General features: G+C 50.9%; 14 protein-coding genes. 7 read left to right on the top strand and 7 right to left on the bottom strand.

Annotated elements, in window-relative coordinates:
* Positions 1-9: 9 nt before the first annotated feature.
* Entirely contained in the window at positions 10-1185 is a 1176-nt protein-coding gene (locus DEF47_RS21955; protein ID WP_012188151.1) for a Na/Pi cotransporter family protein, read from the bottom strand.
* A gap of 446 nt (positions 1186-1631) precedes the next feature.
* Between DEF47_RS21955 and DEF47_RS21950 the strand changes: the two genes are divergently transcribed.
* From DEF47_RS21950 to DEF47_RS21935, 4 genes are all read left to right on the top strand, one after another.
* Complete coding sequence (locus DEF47_RS21950; RefSeq protein WP_012188150.1) at positions 1632-4274, top strand: sensor histidine kinase; 2643 nt, start codon at positions 1632-1634, stop codon at positions 4272-4274.
* Positions 4275-4289: 15 nt separating this feature from the next.
* Positions 4290-5483 (top strand): hybrid sensor histidine kinase/response regulator, encoded by a 1194-nt coding sequence (locus tag DEF47_RS21945; protein ID WP_012188149.1) that lies wholly within the window; start codon positions 4290-4292, stop codon positions 5481-5483.
* A 369-nt stretch (positions 5484-5852) separates the two neighbouring features.
* Complete coding sequence (locus DEF47_RS21940) at positions 5853-6140, top strand: (2Fe-2S) ferredoxin domain-containing protein (protein WP_012188148.1); 288 nt, start codon at positions 5853-5855, stop codon at positions 6138-6140.
* A gap of 23 nt (positions 6141-6163) precedes the next feature.
* Positions 6164-7135: an MBL fold metallo-hydrolase gene (locus tag DEF47_RS21935; protein WP_012188147.1), complete on the top strand. Its 972-nt coding sequence runs from the start codon at positions 6164-6166 to the stop codon at positions 7133-7135.
* On the opposite strand, the gene DEF47_RS21930 is transcribed toward DEF47_RS21935, so the two are convergent.
* The 5 genes from DEF47_RS21930 to DEF47_RS21910 form a co-directional block, all read right to left on the bottom strand.
* Entirely contained in the window at positions 7100-8656 is a 1557-nt protein-coding gene (locus tag DEF47_RS21930) for a M1 family metallopeptidase (protein ID WP_012188146.1), read from the bottom strand. The two genes, DEF47_RS21935 and DEF47_RS21930, sit on opposite strands and share 36 nt — an antisense overlap.
* A gap of 207 nt (positions 8657-8863) precedes the next feature.
* A complete protein-coding gene (locus DEF47_RS21925; RefSeq protein WP_012188145.1) occupies positions 8864-9619 on the bottom strand; it encodes a GNAT family N-acetyltransferase in 756 nt (251 codons plus the stop codon).
* A gap of 47 nt (positions 9620-9666) precedes the next feature.
* Positions 9667-10449 (bottom strand): hypothetical protein, encoded by a 783-nt coding sequence (locus DEF47_RS21920; RefSeq protein ID WP_012188144.1) that lies wholly within the window; start codon positions 10447-10449, stop codon positions 9667-9669.
* Between the two features lie 242 nt (positions 10450-10691).
* On the bottom strand, positions 10692-11057 hold the full coding sequence (locus tag DEF47_RS21915; protein ID WP_012188143.1) for a response regulator: 366 nt from the start codon (positions 11055-11057) through the stop codon (positions 10692-10694).
* Between the two features lie 63 nt (positions 11058-11120).
* The gene (locus DEF47_RS21910) at positions 11121-12020 is read right to left on the bottom strand and encodes an oxidoreductase (RefSeq protein WP_012188142.1); all 900 of its coding nucleotides are present in this window, start codon (positions 12018-12020) and stop codon (positions 11121-11123) included.
* Between the two features lie 170 nt (positions 12021-12190).
* On the opposite strand from DEF47_RS21910, the gene DEF47_RS21905 reads away from it, so the two are divergent.
* The 3 genes from DEF47_RS21905 (at position 12191) to DEF47_RS21895 (ending at position 17560) form a co-directional block, all read left to right on the top strand.
* On the top strand, positions 12191-16075 hold the full coding sequence (locus DEF47_RS21905) for a HEAT repeat domain-containing protein (protein ID WP_012188141.1): 3885 nt from the start codon (positions 12191-12193) through the stop codon (positions 16073-16075).
* The gene (locus DEF47_RS21900) at positions 16072-16824 is read left to right on the top strand and encodes a response regulator (RefSeq protein ID WP_012188140.1); all 753 of its coding nucleotides are present in this window, start codon (positions 16072-16074) and stop codon (positions 16822-16824) included. Before DEF47_RS21905 ends, DEF47_RS21900 begins: the two co-directional genes overlap by 4 nt.
* 142 nt (positions 16825-16966) lie before the next feature.
* Complete coding sequence (locus tag DEF47_RS21895; protein WP_012188139.1) at positions 16967-17560, top strand: hypothetical protein; 594 nt, start codon at positions 16967-16969, stop codon at positions 17558-17560.
* Between the two features lie 6 nt (positions 17561-17566).
* Here DEF47_RS21895 and DEF47_RS21890 read toward each other — a convergent pair whose 3' ends face one another.
* A complete protein-coding gene (locus tag DEF47_RS21890) occupies positions 17567-18445 on the bottom strand; it encodes a PhzF family phenazine biosynthesis protein (RefSeq protein WP_012188138.1) in 879 nt (292 codons plus the stop codon).
* Positions 18446-18478 lie beyond the last annotated feature (33 nt).

Genomic DNA, 18478 nt, shown 5'->3' with positions numbered 1-18478 from the left:
AGGTTGATCCTAGATAAATAACAGCAGAATCGGGGTCACGACCATCACCACCATAAAGGTAACCAACATCGGCGTATCGTTGACTACCCGATCAAGCAAGCGCAAAATTAGCCGCTCATATGGGCGATAGAGAAAAACGAGAATAATTAATGAAATTACTGTAATGCTGATAATTTCAGCCAGCACTACTGTAAAAGCAAATGGATCTTTGATCAACAATGAGGCAATCAGGGTATCAATAAAGGTGGTGATGTTGGCTCCCATAATGTAGGGCAAGGTATTTTCGCGCCGAATAAAGCCGCGAGCCGAAAGTGGCACCAAGATCGAGAGCGAAACCGAAACCGATAAGGTCAACGAGGTAACGAACGCTCCCAGCAAAAACATCGCCCACGGTCGATAGATCAAGCCACCAACCCGCCCAAATGCATTATGTTCAGCATCAACCTGCGGCAATGCTTTATCCAAAAGGTTAAAGGCAAACAGCAATGTGCCGACCCCAACCACAAAAATTACCACACTCGTTGCCGGTAAAACCCCAGTTGTCGCGGGAGTTGTCCCAAATATATTCACAATCCCACTATCAATCGTGCGAATCAGCCAAGCCACAATCGGATCAAACACCTGCTCGACGAAATCGAAAATTGCCGATGGCAAGGCGATCCGCACCTGATCCAGCCCGCTATCAGTCAAGAGCCAATAGCCAATCGCCAATGCTGGCAGATAGGTGGTAGCTGTAACGCTAAGCGCCAACACGCCAATTGAAAGCGAGGCGGCTTTTTCACGGCCCCGCAAAAAGTAGATAAAGCCAATCACCAAGACAATAAACGATGCACCCAGCCGTGAGCCAGTAATCATCGTAAAAGCCTGAAGTGGATCGATTACTTTGCTATCTAAAAAAGAAAGCGCAATTCCGGCCACGGGCGAGCCACTCAATACCCCATAGGCAAAGAGCCACCCAAAGCCCAAGGTATTCAGGGCATTTTCAATCCCCAAGGTTTTGGTTAAAAATGGCCCCAAGCCACCTGCACCTTTACTTAATAAGCGCAAAGCTAAAATAAAGAAAAACAGGCCAACCACCACAAAGCCAAATTTCATCAATCGCCGCAACCAACGATTCCGTTGAAGCAGTGATGGCGTAGCTGGACTATCCACGCCCACATCCTGCTCAGACTGGTGTTCGCTCATGCGTGCCTCCCAAAGCACCAGAGAATTAGATCAAAGTATACAAGAAAAGTGCAAACAACCACCGATAAAATCAAAAGGCAAAAGGCAGAAGGCAAAAAGAACTAATAGAATCAAAAATCAAAAGGCAAAATAGTAGGGAGCAGGGGTCAGGGGCTAGGGTTCAGGCATTGCGCAGAGCAGGATAATTAAATAAATCTGTGTAATCTGTGGCTAAAAAATGTTCGTGCAATTCGTGGAATTCGTGGCTAAAAACTCAACCTTCGCGTGCTTCGCGTCCTTCGCGGTTCCGTGCTTCGTGTCCTTCGCGTCCTTCGTGGATCAAAACAATTTCATCCTTCATCCTTTATTCATCCGATCCCCAATCAACTATTTTATGCTACACTAGGGGACATTAAACCTACCTACAGATCTGACTCAACTTCCAGCAATACACGGGGCGTTGGCCTATGACATCACAACCACGAAATGTTCGGTTTGGGGTTCAAGCGCGGGTTTTGTTGCTGGCATTAGGGGTTTCGCTGCCAGCCTTGATTATTGTGGGCTGGTTGAGCTTGAATGGGATTTCCCAAGCCCGCTTGGCCGCCGTCAAACAAAGCGAAAACACCCTCTTAATTCAAGCTGAAAACATGCTGATGAGTCGCGCAATCGACAAAGCTGAGCTATATGATCAGGCTTTGTTGAGTGTGCAGCGCCAAGTCCAAACCATGGTTAATATCACCCAACAGGCCTTCAGCCGCCCACTTGATCGGCTGGCCGACACTCGCCCCGACCCCTTTTGGCTGGCAGGCAGTGGCCCAACCCTGATTCCCCCTGATCAACTGCGGCTGACCGTGGCTCGTGCTCGCCAAATTACTGGCGCACTCCAAAGCAACGTCGATCTGAATCCGCTGATTTCTTTGGGCTATTTGGCCACCAAAGAAGGTGTGATGGTGCTCGATGATGTGCGGGTCGTTAGCGTATTGCCCGATGGTTTTGATGCCCGTAAACGTCCTTGGTATCAAGCCGCCGAAAAAGCTACTGGCCCAACTTGGGTCGGAACCTATGTCGATGCCGTCACCAACCAGCTCAATATCACGGTCTCGGCTCCGGTCAAAGTCAACAATCAGTTGATTGGCGTGATTGGCATGGATTTGCTGCTGACCACGATTCAATCGGATGTGTTGCGGATCGATGCAGGCAGTTCGGGCTATGCTTTTGTGATGGATCACGATGGCAATATTTTGATTCGGCCTGAGCTTGAGGCTGGCAATACCCGTTGGGACGAAACCTTTAAGAAACAGAATTTATTTGAGAGCAACGACCCAAATTTTGTCTCATTACGCGAAAATATTCGCAATGATATGGCTGGCGTGACCCGCCTGCAACTCGATGGTGGCGACCGCTATCTGGCCTATTCGCCGATGCGCACGGTTGGCTGGGTCGTGGCCTTGGTGCTGCCAATCGACGATGTGATTAGCCCAGCCCGCGATGCGAGTTTGGCAATCGAACGCGAGCAAGAGCAGCTACGTCGCAATTTCTTGGCAGTTTTGTTGATCACCTCAGGCTTAATTATTATTTTGGCCACAGGCTTGGCGCGAACGATCATTCGACCATTGCGCGACCTTGAAGTTGGCGCACAACGAATCGCCTCAGGCCAGCTTGATCAAGAGTTGGTCGTCCATGGCAATGATGAAATTGGCCGCTTGAGCCTTTCGTTCAATCAGATGACTACAGCGTTACGCGAAAAAGTCGATGCCTTAGAAGTTAATGCCCAACAGATGGCCGCGATCAATGAAACCAGCAATGAACTCAAACGCTTGCGTTCATTAAATACCGTGCTTGATCATATTCCGCAATTATTATGTCAACGCTTAGGGTTTGATCGGGCGGTGCTGTATCTGCTGCGTGATGAGGTGATCGAGGTAGTTTCGGCCTCATTTGGACCCAACAACTACGAGCTTGAATACGATTTTATGCGGGCAGCGCTGTCCGAGCCAATTACAATCGATAGCGATACGATTGAAGCCAGCGTAATCAAATCGCGCCAAGCGGTGATCGTCGATAATCCTTGGGAACATCCGCAGGTAATTCAAGCCAAGCAGTTTATTTCGGGCGGCGATTCGTATGTACAAGCGCCAATTTTGGGCCGCGAAAAAGTATTGGGCTTGATTTCTGCCGATTACTATGAGCAAGGGCGTTTGGTTACGGTGCAAGATGCAGCGTTACTGCTCAACTTTGCTGATATGGTCGGCTTGACAATTGAAAACGCCTTCTCATTCCAAAACTTGGAAGATTTGGTGGCCCAACGCACTGGCGAGTTGCGCGAAGCTCTCGACCGTGCTCAAGCCGCTGATCGCCTGAAATCGCAGTTTTTGGCCAGCATTTCACACGAATTACGCACGCCACTGAACGCAATCATTGGCTTCTCAACCGTGTTGCTCGATGAACTTTCGCCCTTGTTGGTTGAAGAACAGCGCGAAGACCTTGAAACCATCAACAAAAATGGCCGCTACTTGCTCGATCTGATCAACGATATTTTGGATATGGCGCGGATCGAAGCTGGCAAATTTGCCCTGCATCGTGAGGCAACGGCAGTGCTGCCAGTCGTGCAATCGGCAGTCGATATTATGCATGGTCTGAATTCCAAGCCAGTTACCATGCGCATCGATATTGCGCCCGATTTGCCACGAATGGATGTTGATCCAACCCGTTTGCGCCAAATTGTGATTAACCTGATTTCAAATGCGGTAAAATTTACCGACCGTGGCCAAATTGTGGTGCGGGCAATTCGGCGGGTAGTCCAAGAAGCTACGCCAATTGGCTCACACTATTTATTGCCCGGCGATTGGATTGTAATCAGCGTCCAAGATACGGGGATCGGCATGGATGCCGAAGCCTTGGGCAAGCTGTTCCAAGAGTTTCAGCAAGTGCATGCTGGGGCACGCGGCATTTTGGGGTCGGGCTTGGGGCTTTCGATTACCCGCAGGTTGGTCGATTTGCACGATGGTGATTTATGGGTCGATAGCAAAGTTGGGGTTGGTAGCACCTTCTCATTTGCGATCGCCACCGCCAGCATCCCAGCGCCGATTGAACAACAATCACCTAGTTAGAAGGAAATAACCGTCATGGCAGGTTCGACTCGGGTTCTGTACATTGAGGATAATCACGATAATCAACGTTTAGTACGACGCGTTCTCGCAACTCGTGGCTATCAGATTATCATCGCCAATGACGGCAACGAAGGTTGGAAATCGGCCCAAACTGATCGCCCTGATCTGATTTTGATGGATATTAATTTGCCTGGCTTGAATGGCTATGAATTAACCACCAAATTCAAAGCCACGCCGCAACTGGCTTCGGTGCCAATTGTAGCTTTAACTGCCAATACCACTCCAGGCGATCGCGAACGAGCTTTGGCGGCTGGCTGTGATGGCTATATTTCTAAGCCAATCGATCCACGGGCCTTGCCCGATTTGGTCGCCAGCTATATCGGTGGCACACGCGAAGTTTTAGAAACTGCCGAAGCGCCGAGCGTGATGCGCGAATATAGCCAACAACTGGTCGGGCGCTTGGAATCGCATGTACGCGAGTTGGAAACCGCCAATAATCGCTTGACACGGCTTGATCAAGCAAAAAACGATTTCTTGGCGACAATTTCGCACGAGCTACGCACCCCGCTGACCGTGATTCATGGCTATATTGATTTGCTCAACATGCAGGCGCTTGGCCCAGTCAGTGATGGTCAACGTGAAGCCCTCGAGTTGATGAAGCGCAATAGCACCCGCCTATTACGCCATATCAACGATTTGATTTACCTGCAACAAGTGCGCTCGAACCAAATGGATTTTGCCCAAGCCGATTTACGCGGCTTAGTTCAATCGATTTGTAACGATATGCAGCCAACCTTCTTGGAAAAAAACCAAACCTTGGTGCGCAACATTTATGTCAGCGGCATTCAAACACCGTTGATGATTCATATGGATGTGCATGGTGTGGATAATGCTGTGCGGCACTTGCTCGAAAATGCAACCCAATACACCGCCCAAGGTGGGGTAATTCAAGTTTCGGTCTATCAAGATGATCAATTGGTGCGGGTTTCAATTCGCGACAATGGCGTGGGCATTCCTGAAGACGACTTCGAACGAATTTTCGAGCCATTTGTGCGGCTCGATGATACACTCGCAAGTATTGGCGGGGCCGGCTTGGGCTTGGTGATCGCCAAACACGTTGCTGAAGCCCACAATGGCACAGTTTCGCTAGAAAGCACCGTGGGGGTTGGCAGCATCTTCACTTTACAACTGCCAGTCAATCATCAATAACCAATAGCAAGCTCTCGGTGCAACATCAACCCGAGAGCTTGCTTTTTTAACCGAATGTTGCTAGGTTTGCATACCCTCACCCCCTGGCTCCCGCACACGAGGCGAGTGGGAACTCATATCATCATGACGATTGGAATGCCCCTCGCCTGCCGCAGTGGGAGAGGGGTTGGGGTGAGGGCACGATTAGCTTTGGCAAGAGAATAAATCATTACAAAAACCAAACAATTAACGGGCTGCAATAGTATGAGGCTGGGGTTGAGCCAAAATTAAAAAAACTTGCTTGGCACCAAAAATGGCTGATATCCCTGTTGACAGCAGCTAGGCGCTGACCTATCATACCCATACGAGAACGGGTGCATAGCAAACTGAATGAATCAGCAATCAACGTATCGCATTTATCTTTGTCATGGATTGCACTGTGGCAGCCAATTGGGCCATGTGCAACAAGCCTTTGAGCAAGCACTAGCTGCTGCCAATTTAACCGCAACCGTTGAACTACGTCTGAGCAACTGCCTTGGTCGCTGTGAACGTGGGCCAAATGCAATCATTCAGCCCGGGCGGGTGGTCTATTGCCAGCTTAATAGCACAGCGATTAACCGAATTGTGCATGAACATCTCTTAATTAATACCCCTATCGTAGAATTACGTGACGAGTAAGCATTGCAACATCGAGGGCACTCATGACGCAGGAATTTGTAACCCAATTTTGGGGAGTGCGCGGCAGTCATCCCAGCACTGGCGCTGATTTTATTAAAACAGGTGGCAATACTTCGTGTGTTGAAATGCGGGTGGCCGGCCAGCAATTGATTTTTGATGCTGGCACAGGGATTGTCGAGCTTGGGCAGCAATTAGTTCAGCAGCCCAATCCACGCCCAATTTTAATTTTGCTCTCGCACTATCATCATGATCATATTCAGGGTTTGCCACATTTTGCGCCGCTGTATCGCGAAGATCAGATGATCTATATCGTGGCCCCGTGGAATCTCTATCAAGATCGGGTTTGGGAATTGTTGGCCAGCGCTTCATCGCACTCGATGCTGGCCGAACGACCCGGCCTTTTGGCCCGCCGCCGCACCTTATTAATTGAAGGTGGCGAGCGTTTGTGGTGGAATGCCGATGCTGCTACGCCGTTGCGCGTGGCCGCCGACGCTGATGAGCTTTGCCCAACTGGCTCAGTTGAAATTCGTAGTTATCATTCATTAGGCCATCCACGCGGCGGTTCGATGTGCTATCGAGTTGAGCACAATGCGGTCAGCGCAATCTATGCTACCGATATCGAATCGTATATTGGCACCGATCAACGCTTGGCCAATTTTGCCCGCAACAGCGAATTAATTATCCACGATGCCCACTATACGCCTGCTGAATATGCCAACCCCAAGGCCAGCCGCCAAGGTTGGGGCCATAGCACTTGGGCCATGGCGATTGAATTAGCCCAAGCCGCCAATATTAAGCACGTTGCCCTGTTTCACCACGAGCCAGCCCACACCGATAGCCAAATCGACCAGATCGAGGCCGATGCTCAAGCGGTCTATCCATTGGCCTTTGTAGCCCGCGAAGGCATGCAAGTCGATTTATTGGAGCAAACCAGCGAACGCTCACAGGGCGAGTCAATCTCACCAGTTGAGCCAGCCATCCAGCCACTCGCCTAGGGCTTGGCCGCTGCTTTGCTCCATAACGCTTTGGAAATCGCTACGGGTGATAATCTGATAGCGCTTTTGGTCGTTGAGTTGGGCTAAACCTTGGAAGAAGCTTTGATCGCCAAGCTTGATGCGTAACTGATGCAACATCGCCGCGCCTTTGCCATAGACTGCGCGATAGTAGCTATTAAATGATGGATATTGATTGATCGCCAAGCCTGCTGGCCAATTGCCATTGGCTTGATTACTGAGCGCCAAACGCTCGATTTCGCCGCTGTAATAGCTATCGGCGGCAGCTTGACCAAGCACGTCCTGAGTTGCCACATAGGTCAAGTAGCTAGCCATGGCCTCATCCAGCCAAGCCTCACGATAGACATCGTTGCCCAACAACCCATACCACCACTGATGGGCTACTTCATGGAACACCACATAATCAGCATCACGATTGATCCCATCGTTCACCAAAATAATCGTGTAAGCTGGATACTCGATGCCGCCGCCGCTATCCCATGGCATCACATGCAGATCGAGTTTGCGGTAGGGATACGCGCCGATTTTGGCTTGATAACTAGTCAAAGCGCCAATTGCCATCTCGCGCACCCGCGCCAAATCAAGATAATCGGGGCCATAGGCATTAACGTCAATTCCATCAATGCTGCTTGTACTGACCGAAAATTGACCAAGCGCGGCGGCCCACTCCCGCACTGGCCCACTAACATAGGTGCGGCTGGTGCGATCAGCATTTTGCTCCAGCAGCGTTCCCGCTCCAATGACTTGATATTCGGCAGGTAGCTTGAGTTGCACCCGATAGAGTGCAGTTTCAGCAAACACCCGATCAGGAAAGCGCGTTACATCCATGCGCCAATCGTTGGCTGCTGCATCCCAAACCGCTAGCATCGGATAGGCCGAAAGCAAGGGATACGAGCCATCGGGCCAAGCCTTGATTGTGCCAGCAAATTGGGTGCTGATTACAACCTGCTGATTGGGTGCTAGGCTTGTGGCGAGATTAAGCCGAAAAGCGGTATTTTCGGCTTCACGAGCAAGATTCAATTCGTTGCCATTGCTCCAAGCCTTAGTAACTTCAAGCGTGGTATCGCCGCCATCGCCTTGGGCATCGGGCGGAAAATTATTATACGAACGCAGCACCAAACTATTGATACTAGCGCCAGTCGTATTGGTGTAGGTAATAATTTGGCTGCCGCTATAACGACCTACATTTGGCTCAAGCGTAATCTGCATTGCATATCGTGGCATGGTTGAATGAGTAGCATCGCCCGCAAATTCGGGGCGCAGCGCCAAAGCCTGCTCATTTGGCCAAGCATCGGGAATTGGCGTGGGAATTGGAATATTAGTTGGCGTGGGAATTTGTGGGGTATAGGCTGGCACTGGCTGCCATGTGATCAGGGCAGTTAAATCAATCGTTGGCGCGGCGGCAGGCTTAGTGCTTGGAGCAACCTCGCTGCTGGTCGCTTTCAAGGCTTGGCCACAGCCAATCAAAAGCACAGCCAAACCAATATAAAGCCAACGACGCATGAGTTTACTCCTCTTTACAGGGGTAGGTTTTAAAAGTCCGCCAGCATGCCCTCACCCCCAACCCCTCTCCCACTGCGGCGGGCGAGGGGAGATCCAACCGTCATAATACAGTGGTTCCCCCTCGCCTCGCTCGGCGGGTTAGGGGGTGAGGGCACAAAAAGACCAAGCAAATGCTAAAACGATATCAAAAACCTACCCCTGTAAGGCTTACTCCTCGGTTGCTGCCAAGTGGGTGGCAATTTGTTGAAAGCCAATTTTGGCATAGGTTGCTTGGGCAATCGCATCGGCGGCAAATAAAAAGGCTAATTTGCCAGCATTGGCAAAATGGTCAGCCACCAAAAAACTGGTCAGGCTTGCGGCTGCTCCCCGTCGCCGCCAAGCGGGCAAGGTTGCAATCGCCACTAATTCAACGACACCAAGGCTAGTTGGTTTATAGCCGCCAACCGCCGCTAATTCGCCCTCGATCGTGGCCATGGCATAGCGCCAACCATCAGTCAAAGCATCGTGCAAACTATCAACATCGGCTTGGCTAATCGCTGAATAATCGCCAAAACCCAGCCGCGTCACTTGGCGATAATGAGCTAAATCATCGGCAGTTGTTAGCATCCGCAGGCTAACAGCGGGGTTATGATAAGGCTTGAATTGCTCAGGCAGGCAAATCATCTGGGGATTAATATGATCGACCTTGATTCCAGCATCCCGCAAAATCGCTTCCAACTCTGGCCATAACTCACGCGTCCATTCAAAGCGCAGTTGGCGTTGTTGGGCGTGAAAAACCTGGCGCAAAGCTGGCAAATTGGCAGCAGCCGTCTCCAAGCCAGCAATCGGCATCGCATAATTAAACCATGGCGCAGGATCATCGGGGTGAAGCATGGCGACAAATGGCGGAACCTGAATCAAGCTACAGGCTTCGGCAGCGACCTGCTGCACACTAGCCTCAATCGTATGCAAAAGCTCAATCATGCAAACCCTAAAAAAGCGAGCAGTGATCTACTGCTCGCTCCCAACAATTAGCCAATCACTAATAACAAAATTGCTGCAACGATTAACATTGCCCCAAACCCAATCAGCAAATACACCCCATACTTTTGAAAAAAGTTCTCATTGGTATTGAGCGGTGCTGGTGGCGCTGAAAAGCCAGTTTGCGCTGGTGGATTATAGGTTTGCTGGACATTTTGGTAGTTCTGGCCATAGCCTGGTTGCGGTGGCGGTGCATATTGCTGCTGTGCTGGTGGCGCGTATTGCTGCGGTGGCGGCGCATATTGCTGTTGTTGCGCTGGTGGTGCATATTGTTGCTGCTGCGCTGGCGGTGCATATTGCTGCTGTGCTGGTGGCGCATACGATTGATCAACTGGGGCATTGCCATACTGCGCCCGCGCTTGGCCAGGACTCATAATCACCGTTTGATCAGGGAACGACTGGGGTGCTGCTGGTGCTGGTGGCGTGTTAGCAACCGCCCCGCCGCGCATTGAGCTAATATTATCTGGTGCTGGTGCGACTGGTGCAGCTTGGGCTGCCTGAGCAGCTTGAGCTTCAGCCTTGACCCGTTGAGCTTCGGCACGTAGTGCAGCCATCTCCTCAGGGTTCAATTGCACCGTGGCATAAGGATTTTCCAACTTCTTGTTGGTAGCAGGAGCGATATCAGCCTCGCTCAAACGGGCAGTTGCAAATTGATTCGCTTTATCTTTTTCTTGTTGCAATTCGGCCCGCATGGCGGCCAAATCGTCAGCGGTTAACTGCACAGTAGCTTTTGGGTCGTGCAATTTCTTATCTTCATTTGGGCGATCACTCATCGCAAAGCCTCCATAGGGCGGTTGGTTGTTCGTCGCTTGCTACGCTATCATATTCAGCGCCAAAAATCAAAAGAATTTTGGATGAGAAAACGAGCAATTTCGCCAATTGGGGCTTTTTTGGGCAGCAAAAGCCCCTTGGGTCGGCTCGACCACAAGGGGAATAGGAGCAGAATGCCGAAATTACAACGAAAAACGAGACCATCGCGACGAGCATGGTCGCATTGGTCGGCGCAAAAAGAACACTAATCACTCACCATAGTGTTGATTAAGTCGATGAATGTATCGACCTCGAACGGCTTTTGTAAAATAACAGCGCCCTCTTCTTCAAGGTCGCTGAACCATGGCTTACGATTAAGCGCCGTTACGATCACCATAGGAATGCCTTCATCCTGTATCCGCTCGCGAATTTGATTGAATGCCTCAACCCCATCCATCTCGGGCATCATAATGTCTGAAATAATCAGATCAGGTTTTAGGGTTTCTAGTTGGGCAATGCCCTCGACCCCATTATTCGCCAGCACGACTTCATAGCCGACCTCGCGCAGGGCGATCTCCATCACCATCTGGAGTGCGAGATCATCATCCATGATGAAGATTGTTTTTGCCATATCTTCGATCCTTCTTTCAGCGCCATGGTTTGGCTATTATACCATGGCGCAGGCTGGCACTCGTCATGCCGCCTCGGCTTCGCGCTCAAGTTGTTGGCGTGCCCAAATTGGCCAATGCGGTGTAGCCGAAATTGCCGCTTCAAGCCCCACCAAATCAGCACAGCCTTCGCGCAACATTTCCTCGGCAATCCACGGGTCGCCCAACATTCCATGGGCAATCAATGGTACATCCACAATGCTGCGAATGCCTGCCACCAAGGGAATTTGCCAGCCAGGAAATTGGGCAATTGGTGCGACCGAGCGCCCAACCACCAAATCGAGTAAATCGACTCCGGCGGCCACTAATTCATGGGCCAAAACGCGGCTTTCTTGCAAACTCACGCCATCGGGCACTAAATCATCGACCACCAACCGCACTCCAACCACAAACTGCCGCCCAAGCCAGCCGCGAATTGCCTCGATGATTTCAAGCAACAATTGGCTGCGCGAGGTTGGCGGCACTTGTTTGCTCACCCGCAGCTGATGAAAAAGCGAGCCTGCATTGGCATCGATCACAATCCCTGGGCTGCCAGCAGCATAGGCTCGCCAAGCCGCCAACACCATCTGTTCACGTAAAGTAGGCCAGTTGCTCGGTTGCAGTTGCGATTCAGGTTGGCTGACCAAGCTCAACAATGGCAAGCAATGGCTTTGATATTCGTGCAAGCATTGGTTCAAATTACGAAATGCTTGAATATGAGCATCGGCGCTCAAGGCTGGGCGGGGCAGATTGGAGTTAGCTTGCACTAAGACTGGCTCGCTGATGATCAAGCCAATGCCATAACTGCTCCAACGCCCGTATTCGACAATCAGGCTGCGATTGAGAAAACCACCGCCATGGCTAAACCGACTTGGGCTAGGCGTGGCGACCAAGCGATTGGTTAATTCGAGTGTACCAAGTTGGATCGCTGAAAAAAGACGTAGCATTGTCAAAACCTCCGCTGCTATTGTGCGCCGAGGCTACAGGCTTTGACAAGATGGTAAGGCCTAAAAAATGGCCTTAAATGGCCGAGTGTCACCGAACTGTAATTTATATTAATTGAGCCAGCCGCTCCAAACGAGTACCCTAGAACTATCCAAGCAAGGAGTGGCATGTTATGGCGATTGCACCATTTGATCGATTGTTGTTACCTCGGCTGCGGCGTGCGCAACGCCAGCGTAGTTATGCGCGGTATGTGCAGGCGCGTTGGGCCGAGCGTTTTCCGGCCCGGGTGTTGCCAACCATCGGTAGTTTGGTGCTGCAACTGAGTCCCATCCCTGCTAACGGACACCAAGCCAATCTCTGGCAAGCCCTCCAACTTAATCAGCGGATTCGCTTGGTCGGTGGCTTGGGTAGCGGGCGCTCATTTGTCTTAATCAACATGCTCTTGCAATGGTGCGCCACCCAAGAACGCTTACCAGGCTTGTTTCCGATTTTGCTGCATGTGCCCAGTGCTACCGAATCGCCCGATGCGACGCTGGCTCGCACCTTGGCCGAAGCTGGCTTTGCCAACGACCGAATGGGCATCGAGCGCGGCTTGGCGGCGGGCAAATGGATGTTACTGCTTGATGATCTTGAGGAAGCCCAGCCGCATATCGCTGAGCATTGGCGCAATTGGTTGTTTGATTTGACTGAGCGTTATCCAGCGCTGGCCGCCGTTGCCACCGACCATGCTACCAACCCAAACTGGGCTGGTTGGGCCACTTGGCAAGTTCAAGCGCCCGATGCGACGATTTTGGAGCAATGGCTACGCCAATTATTGCCCAACGAAGAACCAGCCCTGCTACTACCACCACTTTTAAATGATGGTCGCGGGCGGTTGGTGGCTGAGCGCTTTGCCGATGTCGCAATTTTGGCCGCAACCTACCCAACCCATGGTTTTTCGGCCAATCGCGTGCGCATGTACGCCGCCGCCGTTGATCGAGCGCTGCGCCCAATTGCCGGAGCCGATTTGCCCAAAGTTCGCACGGCATTGGCGGGCTTGGGCTATGCTTGGCTCCAAGGCGAACAGATCAAAGCGGTGTATTGGCTGCAACCAAGCTTGGTAGCCCTGAATGGTTTGGTGCAGGTTGATCAGCGCGGATTAGTACGTTTCCGTTCACCATTATTTGCCCTGTTTTGCGCAGCCCTGCATTTGGCGGCACATCATGCTTGGCACGATTTCGATTTGGATAACCCACTGTGGCATGAATTATTGCCTTTGACAGCGGGTTTGTTGGCTGATCCCGCGCCACTCTACAACGCCATTCGAGGCAATCGCCCGCTAACCAGCCAACGAGTGCGGCTGCTTGGACGCTGTTTGCGCGAGCATCATGTGCCAATTGCTGGCTGGAGCGCCGCGATTATTCGGGCTTTGGTGCATGTGGCCCGCCATGAGCCAGCCTATACCGAGCAGATTTGGCATTTGCTGGAGAGTATGGAAAGCGTGGTTAGCGCCACAATCGCTGAGCAACTGAGCAATGGCTCCGAGGGTGAGGCCTGGGCTTTGCAAGTTGTGCGTAGTTTGCCCAGCCATTTAGCGCTCGATTACTTATTAGATATGTTGAGCGATAGCCGCCTGAGCTATAACACCCGCCAAAGTGCCGCCCAACAACTTTTTGCCATGCACGATGTGCAACTAACGCCGCGATTAATCAGTTTGGCCCAACGCCAGCACGACGATTGGGGCCAGTTATTGGTCAATTATTTGCTGGCTCAAAATAGTCATGCTGGGCGTTGCTACTTGCAAGAGCAACTGCACGCGGGTCGCATGATTTTCTATCTGCATTGCGAGCCAAATGGAGCACGGTTCGTTGTGGCAACCGCCAGCGCTTTGCTCGATGATCATCAGCTTGATCAGGTTGTACATTTGCATGCTTCGCTGGCGCTGCAAGGTTGTGCCACCGAGCGTACTGCCCCAGCCTTGTTGAACGCCTGTACTGCGGCGAGTGCGCCTTTACGAGCGGCAGCCCGTCAAGCCTTGTTGCAGGCAACTCCTAGTTTGGCCGTTCGGGCGTTGGGGCGCTTGGTTTTGGGCGATGATGTGCACTGGACGGCTCGCCATGAAGCGTTGCACGAATTACTGCGCTTTGAAAGCAACGGCGCGAATCCCTTATTGTTGCGGGTTGTTACCTCACAATTGCCCTTGGCAGCTCGCTTAGAGGCGGCGCAAGCAATTATGCAACGCCAAAACGAAACCAGCGAACGGCTAATTCGGCTGCTTGAGCAACCCCAACTTGGCAATGCCCTGCGCAGTGGGATTATTTATCGCAGCGATCCGCAAACCCAGCCATTATTTATGCAACGTTTGCTTGGCCTAGCCTGCGACCAATCGGCGTTTATGGTGCGAACTGCGGCGATCAGCACCCTTGCCAAGCTCAAAAATGATGAATCGCAGGCGGTTTTAGCAGGCATTGTTGAAAACGAACGCCATGATTTGCAAGCTTTACAGGCAGCAATTGTCGGCCTTGGCACACGCCGCGATGAGAGTGGCATTTGGGCTTTGCGCACAATTGTAATCGGTGAATTACCTCAGCAATTAGAGCTAGCATGGCAACACGAGCTGCCAATGGGCTATTTGCACGAGCCGCCAATTCAATGGCCGATCGCCAGCTTTTCGCCAGCCTTGCAATGGCGTTGGGCCGAAGCCTTGGCGGTTGGCAACACCAGCGCCGATGAACCAACCAGTTTGGCCGAGTTGGTCGCCCGCGAGGTACATAATTTACGGGCTGCGGCTGCTCAAGCCCTGAGCACAATCGGCGGTTCGGCAGCGCGTTCGGTGCTGTATGAAGCCCTGACTGGCAATCCTGATCGCTATAGTTTGACGGTTGCGCCAGTGGTTGCAGCTCAATTAGCCAATTGCGATGCCGAATATGAATTGGCTCAAACGATTGGCGCTGGCCAACCGTTGTTACGCTGGGTTGCCGCCAATACCTTGAGCCAACAAGCTCAAGCCAAGCCGAGTTTGCACCAAATGTTAATCAACAACCAGCTTGATCCGCAAACCCGTAGCGCGATGCTAACCGCCTTAAGTGGCGATAACCATCTTGCTCCGTTGCTCGAAACGATGATCGTTGATGATCATACGCCGTTGAGTTTGCGGGTTGATGCGGTACATAGTTTTCATAAACTGCATATGGCGCATAGCGAAGGCCTGATGTTAGCATTATTAACCTCGAACCATGCCGAACCAGCCTTGCATGTGGCCGCGATGGATTGTTTGGTTGCGCCAGTTTCTGAGGCTAGTTTGAACACGGTGCGTCAGATTCTGCGCGACCCTCGGCCAACCTTGGAGGTCGCAGCGGCGGCGTTACGTTGCTTGGGTCGGGTGGCCGATCGCGAATCGATTGCGCTGTTTTTGCGATACGCTCAGCACGACAGCCCTAGTTTGGCAATTCCCGCGATGGATGGCTTACGTTTGTTGCAAGAACCCACCGCGATTGCTTTGCTCAATCGTTTGGCTCAAGCTGGCGGCAAAAGCACACGGATTCGGCTGCATGCCTTGCGCGTGTTGTTAGAACTTGAAGGCGCGATTCATCTTGGTTTGGTGCGCGAATTGGCGACCACAGGCTCGATTGGCACGCGATTGTTGGCGCTGGAAATTTTGTTGGCAGCCGCCAAAAACCCGCTCGATAGCTTGGAGTTTTTGCGGCCTCACAACCCCTTGCCTTTACGCTTGCGGGTAGCTCAAGCACTAGCCGAAACTGCCGATGAAGCTACATTACAACAATTGGCCGAATTATTGCACAATGATCGTGAAGCGCTGGCCATTCGCAGCCTGGCTCTCAGTAGTTTATGTCAAGCTCGTTATACGCCAGTATTGGCTGAGGTTGAAACTTTAGCTGCCGATCAAACCGCCCCCTTGAGCTTGCGACGGCGGGCAATCGACGGCTTGCGAGCTTGGCGCAACGAGCCAACGACCATGCTTACGCTAAGTCAATTGGCCGAAAGCGCCGACCCTGCTAGTAGCGCTTGGGCCTTGGCCGTCTTACTCGATCTGCCGCTATTGCAGGAGGCGGCGTGAATGGCACAACCCACATTTTAGTTGTCGAAGATGATCCAGCGATTGGGCGTTTGTTGCTGATGCATTTGCGCGAGGCTGGCTGGCAAGCTATACTCGCCAACACGGGCATGACTGGGCTGCGTTTATGGGCCAGCGATTGCTTCCAAATTGTATTGTTGGATGTGATGTTGCCTGATTTAAGCGGCTGGGAGTTGTGCCAACAATTGCGGGCCGAAAGCAATGTGCCGATTTTGATGCTGACTGCCAAAGCTAGCGATGATGATGTAGTACGTGGCCTCAATTTAGGTGCTGATGATTATTTGACCAAACCATTTAGCCAAGCTCAACTGATAGCCCGGGTGCAACGCTTAATTCAACGCCAAGCCTTGCTTGAGCCAGCTCCACGGTTGCCAAGTTTGACGGTTGAGCCTGCTGAACCACAGCCAACTCGACCACCAAGCGGAGCGGCGTTGTTGCGTGAGGCTCGTCAAAAAGCAGGCATTAGTTTGTATGCTGCCGAACGGCGTACAGGCATCCGCTGGGATTATTTGCAGGCAATCGAACAAGGCGCATTTATGCAAATTCCGCTTAAGCACATTAAGCCTTTGCTACTGCAATATTGTGAATTATTGCAAGTTGATGCGCGACCAGTTTTTGCTCATGCCCAACAAGTGTATTTAGCCTCGCCCGAATACCATCAACGCCGCAATTGGCCTTGGCTGGTGGCGGTCAGTTGCATCATCGTAATTGTGATTGTGATGCTGTGGTAGGGCAACATCCTCAAAACTCAAGCCACCATTAACTCCCTCAATACTGCAATTGCTTGTATACTAATCTCGCTGCAAAGCGTGGTTCAGCACACAGGCTGAATTCGCATTCCCCGCTTGAATCCAACTAGCTTTTAGGTATTTTATGAAAGATATTTCAGATAAATACATTCGAAAACGAATCGATGATTATTCGATTAATAATAGCTACTCAATTGTTAGCAGAATTGTGATGCGTCAGTATTTACAAAAGAATTTCTTGATAGGAATAGTTCTTTTTTTATTTATACTTATAGTTAGTATTTCAATGAATGGATTGTTCTTGGTTAAAATGATAGCTGCAAGTATCATTTCCATTGGATTATTATCCTTCTTTACGTTCTTTGAAACCATACTTTATACAGACAAGAAAGCCTACATTCTCTTTTTAATCATCAAGCATTTTCAGCAAACAAACATTCAACCATATCAACTGACAACCCTTAAGGATATTACCGCACTGGAAGCTTCAATTGTAGGAACTAAAACTGCCTCAACATTAATTATTATTACAATTCTAATCACGCTTGGGCCAGTTATCGTTCAAAAAGTTCATCCACTGGCAACCGCAATCGCAACCATAGTTTTGCTACTAATTTTATTTACACAGATTTTACAGGGCTATGCTGATGCGTTAATTCGCCAAGCGATTGCAATGTATGAAGAACAGCAGGCATTACTCAAAAAATTACTTGAATAATAGTTGCTATAGCTCAACCTGCAATGTTTGCATGACTTTAGCCCGACCACCAGCCAACAAGCTCTGAATTGCCCCATCAACCAAGCTGAGTTGCACCTCGATGACGCTGGGCGAGGATGGTTGCATTAGCCAACCTTGCTCGATTAAAAAGCTGGTTTGTTGTAAGCCAAGTTGATCGTACAAATAACAAGCCAATGGGCCAGCTGCCATGCCCGTGCCAGCTTCCTCACGAATGCCATAGCGTGGCGCGAACATGCGCGTGCCAGCCGAGCGGCCAGCTTGTTTGGTGGCAGGCGTAAAGAGATAGTAGCCAATCAAATCGAGTTGCTCACTGATTTGCTGAATCTGCCCAAAATCGGGTTGCAATTCTGCCAGCGTTTGCTCACTCGCCAGCCCAATAATCAAAAAGCTATTGCCAGTATTGACCAAGGTTGGTACAGTGCCCCTCAGTAAATCGCCGCTGGGGATGTTGAGCGACCGCAAAGCCTGTTGGGCGATTGGATCAGTGAGCGCAAATGCTTGATAGCGCGGAGCCAGCTGCTGCATAAAGGCCTGATCATCGGCCACAATAATTTCGCGCAAACCATCGATGGTTTCTTTGGCAAGCTGACCAGTTGGCACGCGGTTGAGTTGCCGCAACAGACTAAATGTAGCAATCGTGGCATGGCCGCAATGGGCAATTTGGCGAGTTGGGGTAAAAAATTCTAGCTTAATCGTCGCCACATCCGATTTGCTCACAAAGGCGGTTTCAGATAAACCAACCTGCTGAGCCACGGCCAATTTCTGCGCGGCACTCAAACCATCAGCCTGCAACACCACCCCAGCCGGATTACCGCCTGCATCGCCATCAATAAAAGCATTGACAATTTGCACTTCAATCTGCATAGTAATTCCTTAAATAGAGATTTTAGAGCTTTG

The sequence above is a fragment of the Herpetosiphon sp. genome (assembly GCF_003512625.1).
Taxonomy (GTDB): Bacteria; Chloroflexota; Chloroflexia; order Chloroflexales; family Herpetosiphonaceae; genus Herpetosiphon; species Herpetosiphon aurantiacus.
The sequence above is the reverse complement of the archived record's forward strand: the minus strand, read 5'-3'. Positions and strand labels throughout refer to the sequence as shown.